The organism is Streptomyces sp. NPDC046985, from assembly GCF_040644415.1.
In the GTDB taxonomy this organism is placed as follows: domain Bacteria; phylum Actinomycetota; class Actinomycetes; order Streptomycetales; family Streptomycetaceae; genus Streptomyces.
This window is the reverse complement of record NZ_JBEYWK010000002.1, coordinates 312,517-325,213: the sequence shown is the minus strand read 5'-3', so window position 1 is coordinate 325,213 and position 12,697 is coordinate 312,517. Positions and strand designations below refer to the sequence as shown.

General features: G+C 73.2%; 9 protein-coding genes. 3 read left to right on the top strand and 6 right to left on the bottom strand.

The annotated features are described in order from the left end of the window. Window positions 1–221: 221 nt before the first annotated feature. Genes whiA through uvrC form a run of 4 tightly spaced genes read right to left on the bottom strand, consistent with a single transcriptional unit; the run spans window position 222 to window position 5,531 of the window. Window positions 222–1,211, bottom strand: a complete 990-nt coding sequence (gene whiA / locus ABZ861_RS04000) for a DNA-binding protein WhiA (protein WP_361623228.1) — start codon at window positions 1,209–1,211, stop codon at window positions 222–224. After that, window positions 1,202–2,293 carry a uridine diphosphate-N-acetylglucosamine-binding protein YvcK gene (gene yvcK, locus ABZ861_RS03995; RefSeq protein ID WP_361623225.1) on the bottom strand — a complete coding sequence of 364 codons (1,092 nt, stop codon included), beginning with the start codon at window positions 2,291–2,293 and terminating at the stop codon, window positions 1,202–1,204. The genes whiA and yvcK overlap by 10 nt, the downstream gene beginning before the upstream one ends. After that, window positions 2,290–3,309, bottom strand: coding sequence for an RNase adapter RapZ (gene rapZ, locus ABZ861_RS03990; protein WP_361623222.1), 1,020 nt, complete (start codon window positions 3,307–3,309; stop codon window positions 2,290–2,292). The genes yvcK and rapZ overlap by 4 nt, the downstream gene beginning before the upstream one ends. Continuing rightward, window positions 3,306–5,531, bottom strand: coding sequence for an excinuclease ABC subunit UvrC (gene uvrC / locus ABZ861_RS03985; RefSeq protein WP_361623219.1), 2,226 nt, complete (start codon window positions 5,529–5,531; stop codon window positions 3,306–3,308). The genes rapZ and uvrC overlap by 4 nt, the downstream gene beginning before the upstream one ends. Before the next feature lie 266 nt (window positions 5,532–5,797). Between uvrC and ABZ861_RS03980 the strand changes: the two genes are divergently transcribed. After that, window positions 5,798–6,817, top strand: coding sequence for a hypothetical protein (locus ABZ861_RS03980; RefSeq protein ID WP_361623216.1), 1,020 nt, complete (start codon window positions 5,798–5,800; stop codon window positions 6,815–6,817). Window positions 6,818–6,895: 78 nt separating this feature from the next. Here ABZ861_RS03980 and ABZ861_RS03975 read toward each other — a convergent pair whose 3' ends face one another. Continuing rightward, the gene (locus ABZ861_RS03975; RefSeq protein WP_361623213.1) at window positions 6,896–7,324 is read right to left on the bottom strand and encodes a Rieske (2Fe-2S) protein; all 429 of its coding nucleotides are present in this window, start codon (window positions 7,322–7,324) and stop codon (window positions 6,896–6,898) included. A 208-nt stretch (window positions 7,325–7,532) separates the two neighbouring features. Between ABZ861_RS03975 and ABZ861_RS03970 the strand changes: the two genes are divergently transcribed. Both ABZ861_RS03970 and ABZ861_RS03965 read left to right on the top strand, forming a co-directional pair. Further along, entirely contained in the window at window positions 7,533–8,657 is a 1,125-nt protein-coding gene (locus ABZ861_RS03970) for a LacI family DNA-binding transcriptional regulator (protein WP_361623210.1), read from the top strand. Next, a complete protein-coding gene (locus tag ABZ861_RS03965) occupies window positions 8,654–9,565 on the top strand; it encodes a carbohydrate kinase (protein ID WP_361623207.1) in 912 nt (303 codons plus the stop codon). Before ABZ861_RS03970 ends, ABZ861_RS03965 begins: the two co-directional genes overlap by 4 nt. Before the next feature lie 74 nt (window positions 9,566–9,639). Here ABZ861_RS03965 and uvrA read toward each other — a convergent pair whose 3' ends face one another. Then, window positions 9,640–12,660, bottom strand: a complete 3,021-nt coding sequence (gene uvrA, locus ABZ861_RS03960) for an excinuclease ABC subunit UvrA (protein WP_361623204.1) — start codon at window positions 12,658–12,660, stop codon at window positions 9,640–9,642. Window positions 12,661–12,697: the final 37 nt, after the last annotated feature.

Sequence of the window (12,697 nt, the reverse complement as noted above, 5' to 3'; positions counted from 1 at the left end):
CCCCAGAGCAGGCGTCCGAGGCCGAGAACGAGCGGCGCGGCGGGGTCGGCGGTGACCGCTCCACGGGGCGCGAAGAAGGCGCCGCGACGCGGCCCGCGGCAAAGCCAAGAGCGCGGGAGGCGGGAGGCGGGAGGCGGGAGGCGGGGCACTCGGCGTCCCGCCGTGCGGGCCGCCCTCCGCGCCCCGCCCGCGGCGGCCTCCGCGCCCTCCGCTCCCGTAGGTCAGCCCACGAGGTTGTCCGCGAGTTCCTCGCTGAGGTTGGCCTCGGTGCCCGGGATGCCCAGGTCGGAGGCGCGCTTGTCGGCCATGGCCAGCAGCCTGCGGATGCGGCCGGCGACGGCGTCCTTGGTCAGCGGCGGGTCGGCGAGCGCGCCCAGCTCCTCCAGGGAGGCCTGCTTGTGCTCCATGCGCAGGCGTCCGGCGGCGGCGAGGTGCTCGGGCACGTCGTCGGCGAGGATCTCCAGGGCGCGCTGGACCCGGGCGCCTGCCGCGACCGCCGCGCGGGCCGAACGCCGCAGGTTGGCGTCGTCGAAGTTGGCCAGCCGGTTCGCCGTGGCGCGCACCTCGCGGCGCATCCGCCGCTCCTCCCAGGCGAGCACGGACTCGTGCGCGCCCAGGCGCGTCAACAGCGCGCCGATGGCGTCGCCGTCACGGACGACCACCCGGTCCACTCCGCGCACCTCGCGGGCCTTGGCGGCGATGGACAGCCGGCGAGCGGCGCCGACCAGGGCGAGCGCGGCTTCCGGACCCGGGCAGGTCACCTCCAGCGAGGAGGAGCGGCCCGGCTCGGTCAGCGAGCCGTGCGCCAGGAAGGCCCCGCGCCAGGCGGCCTCGGCGTCGCACGTGGCCCCCGAGACCACCTGCGGCGGGAGGCCGCGGATCGGGCGGCCCCGCCCGTCCACCAGGCCGGTCTGGCGGGCGAGCTGGTCGCCGCCCGCGACGACCCGCACCACGTAGCGCGAGCCGCGGCGCAGGCCGCCGGGCGCCATCACGATCAGCTCGGAGCTGTGCCCGAAGATCTCCAGGATGTCCCGCTTCAGGCGCCGCGCCGCCATCGCGGTGTCCAGTTCCGCCTCGATCACGATGCGCCCGCTCACCAGGTGGAGGCCGCCGGCGAACCGCAGGACGGCCGAGACCTCCGCCTTCCTGCAGCAGGTCCGGGTGACGGGGAGCCGGGAGATCTCGTCCTTCACCGCTGCCGTCATCGCCATGGGCCGATCCTTCCATGCATCCGAAAAATACGGTCGTACGCGGCGGCCAGCAGCTCCGGGTCATGCCGCGGAGTTCCGTCCCTCCGGGCCACCGGCGCCAGCTCGACCGCGGCGCCGAACCGCTTGGCGGCCTCGGCGAGGACTTCGCGGTCGGGCGCGGCGGCTTCGTCGGCCAGCACCACGTCCAGGGCGAGTTTAGGGGCGTGTCGTCCCAAAACCTCCAAATGACGCTGCGGGGAGAAGCCCTCGGTTTCTCCCGGCTGCGGCGCGAGGTTCAGGGAGAGCACCCGGCGCGCCTTGGTCGCGATCAGCGCGTCCAGGAGTTCGGGCACCAGCAGGTGCGGTATGACCGAGGAGAACCAGGAGCCGGGCCCGAGCACCACCCAGTCCGCGTCCAGCACGGCCGCCACGGCCTCCGGGACCGCGGGCGGGTCGTTCGGCACGAGATGCACCGACTGCACCTCGCCCGTCGTGAGCGCGACCGTCGCCTGACCGCGGACCGTGTCGACGTCCTCCGGCCGGTCCGGGGCGTGCCCCTTGACCAGGGCCTGAAGCTCCAGGGGCACCGCCGACATGGGCAGCACGCGGCCGTGCGCGCCCAGCAGCTTGCCGACCAGGTCCAGAGCCTGCACATGGTCGCCGAGCTGCTCCCACAGGGCGACGATCAGCACGTTGCCGACCGCGTGGTCGTGCAGGTCGCCCTGGGAGGTGAAGCGGTGCTGGATGACGCGCGCCCAGGTCTGGCCCCAGTCGTCGTCGCCGCACAGCGCGGCCAGCGCCTTGCGCAGGTCGCCGGGGGGGAGCACGCCCAGCTCGTCGCGCAGCCGCCCGCTGGAGCCGCCGTCGTCGGCCACGGTGACCACGGCGGTGAGGTCGCCGGTGATCCGGCGCAGGGCGGCGAGCGACGCGGACAGGCCCATGCCGCCGCCGAGGGCGACCACCTTGGGCTGGGCGCCGCGGCGGCGGGGCCGCGCCCCGCGGGCCTCGGCGGGTCTGGCGGCGCGTCCCGCCGCCCGCCGGTCCGCGGCCGGCTCGGGAACGCTCCGGCGCAGCTTGCCCAGCCGCGGACTGCGTCCGGTCACTCGCGCCCCATGTCCCGGTGGACGACGACGGTCTCCACTCCCTCGGCCGCCAGCCGTGCGGCGAGCTTCTCCGACGTGGCCACCGAGCGGTGCTTGCCGCCCGTGCAGCCGATGGCGATGGTGACGTACCGCTTGCCCTCGCGGCGGTAGCCGGCCGCGATGAGCCGCAGCAGCTCGGCGTAGCGGTCCAGGAACTCCTTGGCGCCGGGCTGGTTGAAGACGTACGAGGCGACCTCCTCGTTGACGCCGGTGAACGGGCGCAGCTCGGGGACCCAGTGCGGGTTGGGCAGGAACCGCATGTCCGCGACCAGATCGGCGTCGACGGGCAGCCCGTACTTGAAGCCGAAGGACATCACCGTGGCCCGCAGCTCCGGCTCCTCCTCGCCGGCGAACTGGGCGTCCATCTTCGCGCGCAGCTCGTGCACGTTGAGGCTGGAGGTGTCGATCACCAGGTCGGCGTCGCCGCGCAGTTCGCGCAGCAGTTCCCGCTCGGCGGCGATGCCGTCGACGATGCGGCCGTCGCCCTGGAGGGGGTGCGGGCGGCGCACCGACTCGAAGCGGCGCACCAGGGCGTCGTCGGAGGACTCCAGGAAGACGATGCGCCGTGTGACGTGCCGTGCTTCCAGGTCCGCCAGGGACTCGCGCAGGTTGTCGAAGAAGCGGCGGCCCCGGACGTCGACGACGACCGCGATGCGCGCCACGTTGCCCTGCGATCGGGCGCCCAGCTCCACCATGGTGGGGATCAGCGCGGGCGGCAGGTTGTCGACGACGAACCAGCCGAGGTCCTCCAGACACTTGGCGGCCGTGGACCGGCCGGCTCCGGACATGCCGGAGATGATCACCAGCTCGGGGATGGCCGCCTCGGGGACCCCGGCTGTGTCGATGCCCGTACTCACCTGAGCTCCGTCTTCCCGGACCGCCGCCTGGGCGGCCTGGTCCTCGTGTGGTTCCTGGTGCGTCTGTTCTTGGTGCGTCTGTTCCCGCTGCGCCGCGGTCCGCTGCTCGTGCTCGGTCATGTCTCCTGCCCCCGTCGTTCCTCCGGGGCGCCCGCGGGCGCGGGCTGCCCTGCGGCGCCCGCCGTCGCCGCGGGCGCCGTCTCCTGCGCGTCTTCCATGATCTCTCCCGTCGCCGTGTTGACGGCGGGTGCGGCCGGAGCCGCCTGGGCGAGGGCGACGGCGATGGTCTCGGCCGTCTTGCGGCCTATGCCGGGAACCTCGCTGATCTGGTCGATTGTGGCGGACCGCAGCCTTTTCACCGAGCCGAAATGCTTGATCAGCGCCTGCTTGCGCGTGTCGCCGAGGCCCGGCACGTCGTCCAGGGGGCCGGCGCGGAACCGTTTGGCTCGCTTGCTGCGCTGGTACGTAATGGCGAAGCGGTGCGCCTCGTCGCGGACGCGCTGGAGCAGGTACAGGCCCTCGCTGCTGCGCGGCAGGATCACCGGGTCGTCGTCGTCAGGCAGCCACACCTCCTCCAGGCGCTTGGCCAGACCGCACACGGCGATGTCGTCGACGCCCAGCTCCTCAAGGGCCCGCCGGGCCGCGGCGACCTGCGGCTGGCCGCCGTCCACGACGACGAGCTGCGGGGGGTAGGCGAAGCGCTTGGGCCGCCCGTCGTCCTCCGTGAGGGCGCCGCCGATCGCGCCGCCCGGCCGTCCGTCGGCGCTTCGGCGCTCTCCCGCGCTCGGGTCGGCGCCGTTCAGGTCCGCGGCCCTCGGGCTCACGGCACTCGGGCTCACGGCGTTCGGATCCGCGCCGCTCGCGACTCCCCCCTCCGCGTCTCCCCCGCTCAGGTCCCCCCCGGCAGCGGGGTTGACGCCGTCGCTCCACTCGTCGGTGCGCTCCTTCTCGGACAGGTAGCGCCGGAAGCGGCGGGTGATCACCTCGTGCATGGACCGGACGTCGTCCTGGCCCTCGAAGCCCTTGATCTGGAAGCGCCGGTACTCGCTCTTGCGCTGGAGGCCGTCCTCGAAGACCACCATGGAGGCCACCACGTCGTCGCCCTGGAGGTGGGAGATGTCGTAGCACTCGATCCGGAGCGGGGCGCTGTCCAGGCCGAGGGCGTCGGCGATCTCCTCCAAAGCGCGCGACCGGGTGGTCAGGTCCGAGGCGCGCCGGGTCTTGTGCAGGACGAGGGCCTGAAGGGCGTTGCGCTCGACGGTCTCCATGAGCGCCTTCTTGTCGCCGCGCTGCGGTATGCGCAGCGACACGCCCGAGCCGCGGCGTTGGGTGAGCCACTGCTGGACCGGCTCGACGGGCTCGGGCAGGGCGGGGACGAGGACCTCCCGGGGGACGGCGTCCCCGCTCTCCTCGCCGTAGAGCTGCTGGAGGGCGTGCTCGACGAGGGCGCCGGTGGTGATCTCCTCGACCTTGTCGGTGACCCAGCCCCGCTGGCCGCGCACCCGCCCGCCGCGCACGTGGAAGATCTGCACGGCGGCCTCCAGCTCGTCCTCCGCGACGGCGACGAGGTCGGCGTCGGTCGCGTCGGCGAGCACCACCGCGTTCTTCTCCATGGCCTTCTTCAGGGCGCCGATGTCGTCGCGCAGGCGGCCGGCCCGCTCGTACTCCATCTCCTCGGCGGCCGAGGACATCTCCCTCTCCAGACGCCGCAGATAGGTGCCGGTGCGGCCGGCCGTGAAGTCGCAGAACTCCTCGGCCAGATCCCTGTGGTCCTCGGGCGAGATCCGGCCCACGCAGGGCGCGGAGCACTTGCCGATGTAGCCGAGGAGACAGGGGCGGCCGGTGCGCGCGGCGTTCTTGAAGACGCCCGCCGAGCAGGTGCGCACGGGGAAGACGCGCAGCAGCAGGTCGACGGTGTCGCGGATGGCCCACGCGTGCGCGTACGGGCCGAAGTAGCGCACGCCCTTCTTCTTGTGGCCGCGCATGACCTGTACGCGCGGGAACTCCTCGTTCATCGTCACCGCGAGGTACGGGTAGCTCTTGTCGTCGCGGTACTTGACGTTGAACCGGGGGTCGTACTCCTTGATCCAGGAGTACTCCAGTTGCAGGGCCTCGACCTCGGTGGAGACCACCGTCCACTCCACGGACGCGGCGGTGGTCACCATGCTGCGGGTGCGGGGGTGGAGGTTCGCCAGGTCCTGGAAGTAGTTGGCCAGGCGCTGGCGCAGGCTCTTCGCCTTTCCGACGTAGATCACCCGGCGGTGCTCGTCGCGGAACCTGTAGACCCCGGGAGTGTCCGGGATGTCTCCCGGCTTGGGGCGGTAGCTGGAGGGGTCGGCCATGCCTCACACCCTACTGGCGAGGGCCGACGCCGCGACGAGCCTGTGGACAACCCGCTCGGCGGCGGCCGCGGCCCGAGCGCTCGGGGCGCCGGCGGGGGGTGCGGACTCGGCCAGGAGCGCGCGGTCGCCGGGCCCCAGGTGTTGTCCGGACTTGGTCAACACGCTTCAATGCGGGGGAAGTCGGGGCCGCCGGGGCGCCTCCTGCGCCTCGTGTGAGCGGTCTGACCAGCCGTCGCGCACCCGCACCTTCAGAGAAAGGCCCGTGCATGCCGCACGCCACCCAGCACGTGGACGTCGCCGCCGCGGAACTGGACACGGCCCTGCGGGGCGGTCCTTTCCACGTGGCGCTGCGCGCCGCCATCGCCGCCCGCGGACTGCCGCTCCAGCGTGTGCAGCACCATCTGTCGCGCTACGGGGTCAAGGTCGGCGTCACCAGCCTGAGCTACTGGCAGCAGGGCGCCCGGCGCCCGCAGCGCCCGGAGTCGCTGCGGGCCGTGCGGGCGCTGGAGGAGATCCTGCGGCTGCCGGACGAGTCGCTGATCCGCCTGCTGGCCCCGATCGCCGAGGCCGCTGAGGCCGCCGAGGAGGCGGAGGGCGCGGAGGGCGCCGGGCACACCGGCGGGACCGGAAGCGTGGGAAGCGGCCCTTCCGGACGGCCGGCCGCCCGCTCCTACCGCGCCCTGCTACGGGCCTCCGACGCCCTGCGCACGCTGCTGGCCGAACTGGACGCCCCGCTCGACGGCGGGCTCCAGACCTTCGGGCACCACGAGCGGATACGGGTCGGGGCGCGCGGCGAACTCGCCGAGCGCGAGTCGCAGCACATCGTGCGCGCCCACCGGGACGGCGTGGACCGCTTCGTCGCCGTCCACCACGGCGACCCCGGCTGCGTGCCGGAGCGGATGGCCGTGCAGGCGCTGGAGAACTGCCGGACCGGACGGGTGCGCGGGCATCACGAGTCGGGAACGCTGGTGGCCGAACTCCTCTTCGACACCACGTTGCGGGCCGGGGACACGTTCCTCTTCCGGTACGGCGTCCAGGACGGGACGGCGGGGAGATCGCGCGAGTACGTCCGCGGGTTCGACTCCGCGGGCGGCCAGTACGCGCTTCAGGTGCGCTTCGAGGCCGCCGCTCTGCCGGTGCGCTGCCATCGCTTCGCCCAGCACTCGGCGGCGGCGCCGCGCGGCGGGTACCAAGAACTGCCGGTGAGCGAGCGGCACCGTTCGGTCCACCTGGTGGAGCCGCGGGTGCGGTCGGGCATGGTGGGAATCGGCTGGGACTGGGCGTAGCCGGTCGCCGCCGGAGAGCGCCTGCCGGTATTGAGGCTTGCGACCTTGGGGGCAGACACCCCCTGGGACACGCAGGGATCAGGCGCCCGGTCCGGCGATGATCCTGCCGCCCTTCGCGCGCACCGGTAGCTCGGCCAGCGGCTGCGTGGCCGGGGACTGCACCACCGAGCCGGTCGCGGCGTCGAACTCGCTGCCGTGACAGGGGCAGATCAGGGTGGTGTCCCGCAGCCGGTTGATCGCGCATCCCGCGTGCGTGCAGATCGTGCTGAACGCCTTCAGAGCGCCGTGCGCGTCCCGGCTGACGACGACATGGTGGTCCGCGTACAGCTTGGCGCCGCCCCGGGGGATCTCGCTCTCCGCGCCCAGGTCGACGGGGGCCGCCGGGGTCGCGGGGGCGGAGGCGCCGCCGCCGTCCGGTCCGCAGGCGGCGAGCCCGAGCCCGGCGACCGGGGTGAGGGCCGCTCCTCGGAGGATCGAACGGCGGCTCGCGGAGGGACGGCCGGACATGGGGACTCCACTGTTCGCAGGGCTGTGCACGCCGACGATACCCAGCGCGCTTCCGCCGTCCGGCGGCGGGTGCATCCGGCCATGGGGGCGTAAGCGCTTACGCAAACGTTTACGCGACGTAGCGCGATGGGATACGGTCCGAGCCCCGGACACGGCGGCGGGCCGACGGCTGCGCGCAGTGCGGCCCGGGAAGGGAGCGGGGAGCGCGATGGCGACCATGACCGACGTGGCGCGCAGCGCCGGCGTCTCCACCGCTACCGTCTCGCACGTGCTGAACGGCACGCGCCCCGTGCTCCCCCACACGCGTCAGGCCGTGCTCGACGCCGTGGAGCGGCTCGGCTACACGCCCAACGGCCTCGCGCGCTCCCTCGTCACCGCGCGCACCCGCACGATCGGACTGGCCGTGTCCGCCATCAGCAACCCGTACTTCACGGAGATCCTCCAAGGCGTCGAGGCGTCCGCCCTGGAGCACGGCTACGCGCTGCTGATCGCCGACCCGCACGACGACCCCGTGCGCGAGCGCGAGGCGGTCCAGTTGCTGCACGAGCGCCGCGTGGACGGGGTGATCGTCGCGCCGTCCGCCGAGCCGCGGGAACTCCTCGCCTACCTCGCCCGCCACGCCGTGCCCACCGTGTTCCTCGACCGGCTCGTCCGCACCGGGGCGGCCACGGGAACGGACGGCCCGCCCGGCGCCTCGACGGAAGCCCCTCCGGACGCCCCCGCCGACGCCCCCGCCGACGCCGACGTCCGCGGGACGCCCCTGTTCGATCAGGTGTGCGCCGACAGCGCCGAGCCAACGGCCGGCCTCGTCACCCATCTGGCCTCCCTCGGCCATCGCCGGATCGGCCTGGTCGCCGGCCTGCGCGGCCTGAGCACGACCGCCGAGCGGATCACCGGATACCGCCTCGGACTGGCCGCCTCCGGCCTCCCCCACGACGAGCGGCTCGTGGTGCACGGCGACTCCTCCGCGGACGGCGCCGCCCGCGCTGCCGGGGCGCTGCTGTCGCTCGCCGTGCCGCCCACCGCCCTGGTCACCGCGAACAACGCGATGACCATCGGAGCGCTGCGCGCGCTGCGGGACCGCGGTCTGTCCGTGCCAGGGGACATGGCGCTGTGCTGCTTCGACGACTTCGACTGGGCGGACCTGTTCTCGCCGCGGCTGACCGCGGTCGCGCAGCCCGGCAGGGAACTGGGCGACCGGGCGGTGCGGCTGCTGCTGGAGCGCCTCGCCGCGCCGGACCGGCCCGCCCGTACCGTGCGCCTGCCCTGCTCCTTCGTCCACCGCACCTCCTGCGGCTGCCCCGCGCGGCCCGAGAAAGGAACCGTCTCGTGATCGTCGTCGCCGGTGAGGCCCTGATCGATCTGGTACCGCGGGGCGCGGGCGCCCTGGCGGACCTCAAGCCGGCGCTCGGCGGCGGCCCCTACAACACGGCCGTGGCGCTCGGCCGCCTCGGCGCCCGGACGGCCTTCTGCTCCCGCGTCTCGCGCGACGCCTTCGGCGAGGCGCTGCTCGACGGGCTGCGGCGGGCCCGGGTGGACGTGTCCGGCGTCCAGCGCGGCCCCGAGCCGACCACCCTGGCGGTGGCCACGGTGGGCGACGACGGCTCGGCCGCGTACAACTTCTACGTCGACGGGACCGCCGACCGTCTCTTCACCGTGCCCGCCGAACTTCCGCCGGGCACGCGCGCGGTGTCCTTCGGCACCTGCTCGCTGGTGCTGGAGCCAGGTGCGAGCGCCTACGAGGAGCTGATGCGGACCGCGGCAGCGCAGGGCGTGTTCACCGCGCTCGATCCAAACGTCCGGGCGGGGCTGATCCCGGACCCGGACGCCTACCGGGCGCGCTTTCGCGGCTGGCTGCCCTCCGTGACGCTGCTGAAGCTGTCCGAGGAGGACGCGCGGTGGCTGGGCGGCTCCCCGCGCGACTGGCTGGCCGCCGGCCCGTCGGCCGTCGTCGTCACGCACGGCGGAGACGGGCTGACGGTCCACACCGCGGACGGCGGGGAGCACCATGTGCCCGGCGAGAAGGTCGACGTCGTCGACACGATCGGTGCGGGCGACACGGTGACCGCGGCCCTGCTGCACGGCCTGGCCGAGCGCGACGCCCTCTGCGCGGAGGACCTGGCCGGTCTCGGCGCGGCGGGCTGGACGCGGCTGCTGCGGTTCGCGGCCCGTGCGGCGGCGGTCACCTGTTCCCGCGCGGGCGCCGAGCCGCCGTACGCCGCGGAGGCGGGCGAGCCGTGACAGCCGTCCGGCGCGCACGGAGCCCCCGCGGGCATCGCCCGCGGGGGCTCCGTGCGCGGTGACCGCCGGTCCGCTCAGGACTTGCGGGCCCGCGCGGCCTTCTTGGCGGGTGCGGCCTTCTTGGCGGGTGCGGCCTCGGCCGTGCCGGTCGCCGTCTTCGCCACGGCCGCCCGCCGGGTCGTGGACGCGGCGGCCACGGCCTTCCTGGCGGCGGCCTTGCGCGGCGCCTTCACCGGCGCCGCGTCGCTGATCCGGTCGGCGCCCAGGACCTCGCGCAGGAACTTGCCGGTGTGGCTGGCCGGGATGCCGGCCACCTGCTCGGGGGTGCCCTCGGCGACGACCAGGCCGCCGCCCGCGCCCCCCTCGGGACCCATGTCGACGACCCAGTCGGCGGTCTTGATCACATCGAGGTTGTGCTCGATGACGATGACCGTGTTGCCCTTCTCGACCAGGCCGCCCAGGACCTTCAGCAGCTTGCTGATGTCCTCGAAGTGCAGACCGGTGGTCGGCTCGTCCAGCACGTAGACCGTGCGGCCGGTGGAGCGCTTCTGCAGCTCGCTGGCGAGCTTCACGCGCTGCGCCTCACCGCCGGACAGGGTGGTCGCGGACTGGCCGAGGCGGACGTAGCCCAGGCCGACGTCCTTGAGGGTCCGCAGATGGCGGGCGATCGCCGGCACCGCCTCGAAGAACTCGGTGGCCTCCTCGATGGGCATGTTCAGCACCTCGGCGATGGACTTGCCCTTGTAGTGGACCTCCAGGGTCTCCCGGTTGTACCGGGCGCCGTGGCAGACCTCGCACGGGACGTAGACGTCCGGCAGGAAGTTCATCTCGATCTTGATGGTGCCGTCGCCCGCGCAGTTCTCGCAGCGGCCGCCCTTGACGTTGAAGGAGAAGCGGCCGGGCTGGTAGCCGCGGACCTTCGCCTCGGTGGTCTCGGCGAACAGCCTGCGGACGTGGTCGAAGACGCCGGTGTACGTCGCCGGGTTGGACCGCGGGGTGCGGCCGATCGGCGACTGGTCGACGTGCACGACCTTGTCCACGAGGTCGTCGCCGTCCACCCGGGTGTGCCGTCCGGGCACGCTGCGCGCGCCGTTCAGCTCGCGCGCCAGGTGCGTGTAGAGGATGTCGTTGACCAGGGTGGACTTGCCGGAGCCGGACACGCCGGTGACGGCCGTGAAGACGCCCAGCGGGAAGGACACGTCGACGTCCTGGAGGTTGTTCTCGCGGGCGCCGCGCACCGTGATCTGACGGGCCGGATCGCGCGGGCGGCGGATGTCGGGCAGCGGGATCGACTTCCGGCCCGCGAGGTACTGCCCGGTCTGCGACTCGGTGTTGGCCAGCAGTTCCTTGAAGGAGCCGCTGTGCACGACGTCGCCGCCGTGCTCGCCCGCGCCGGGACCGATGTCCACGATCCAGTCGGCGACCTTGATGGTGTCCTCGTCGTGCTCGACGACGATGAGCGTGTTGCCCATGTCGCGCAGCCGGACCAGGGTCTCGATCAGCCGGTGGTTGTCGCGCTGGTGCAGGCCGATGGACGGCTCGTCGAGGACGTAGAGGACGCCGACGAGCCCGGAGCCGATCTGGGTGGCCAGGCGGATGCGCTGCGCCTCGCCGCCGGAGAGCGTGCCGGCCGCGCGGTTCAGCGAGAGGTAGTCCAGGCCGACGTCGACCAGGAACCGCAGCCGCTCGTTGACCTCCTTGAGCACGCGCTCAGCGATCTTCTTGTCGCGGGCGGTGAGCTTCAGCTCGCGCAGGAAGTCCGCGCAGTCGCTGATCGACATCGCGGAGACCTCGGCGATGGACTTGTCCATCACGGTGACGGCGAGCACGACCGGCTTCAGCCGCGTGCCCTCGCAGCCGGGGCAGGGCACCTCGCGCATGTAGCCCTCGAAGCGCTCGCGGCTGGCGTCGCTCTCGGCCTCGCTGTGCCGGCGCCTGACGAAGGGGACCGCCCCCTCGAAGGGCGTGGTGTAGACGCGCTCGCGTCCGTACCGGTTGCGGTAGCGGACCTCGATCTGCGTCTTGTGGCCGTGCAGCAGGGCCTTCTTGGCGCGCTGGGGCAGGCCCGCGAACGGGATGTCGGTGCGGAAGCCCAGCGCGTCGGCGAGCGCGCCGACCAGGCGGCCGAAGTAGTCCTTGGTGTGCCCGTGCGACCAGGGCTGGATGGCGCCCTCGTCGAGGCTCTTGTCCGGGTCCGGGACGATCAGCTCCGGGTCGACCTCCATGCGCGTGCCGATGCCGGTGCACTCGGGGCAGGCGCCGAAGGGCGAGTTGAAGGAGAAGGAGCGCGGCTCCAGCTCCTCGAAGGACAGGTCGTCGTAGGCGCAGTACAGGTGCTCCGAGTACATGCGCTCGCGCTCGGGGTCGTCCTCGGGGAGGTCGACGAAGTCGAGCACGACCATGCCGCCGGACAGGCCGAGCGCGGTCTCGACGGAGTCGGTCAGGCGGCGCTTGGCGGAGTCCTTGACGGTGAGGCGGTCGATGACCACCTCGATGGTGTGCTTCTCCTGCTTCTTCAGCGTGGGCGGGTCGGAGAGCTGGACGGTCTGGCCGTCCACCCGCGCGCGGGAGTAGCCCTTGGTCTGGAGGTCCGCGAAGAGGTCGACGAACTCGCCCTTGCGTTCGCGCACCAGCGGCGAGAGCACCTGGAAGCGGCTTCCCTCGGGCAGCTCCAGGACCCGGTCGACGATGGCCTGCGGCGACTGGCGGGAGATCGGCCGGCCGCACTGGGGGCAGTGCGGCTTGCCGATGCGGGCGAACAGCAGGCGCAGGTAGTCGTAGACCTCGGTGATGGTGCCGACCGTGGAGCGCGGGTTGCGCGAGGTCGACTTCTGGTCGATGGAGACCGCCGGGGAGAGGCCCTCGATGAAGTCGACGTCCGGTTTGTCCATCTGCCCGAGGAACTGCCGGGCGTAGGAGGAGAGCGACTCCACGTAGCGCCGCTGGCCCTCGGCGAAGATCGTGTCGAAGGCCAGGGAGGACTTGCCCGACCCGGAGAGGCCCGTGAAGACGATGAGCGAGTCCCGAGGCAGGTCGAGCGAGACGTTCTTCAGGTTGTGCTCGCGCGCGCCACGGACGATGAGACGGTCGGCCACGCCGGTCCGCACCTTTCTTCAGGAGAAGTGACAGGGG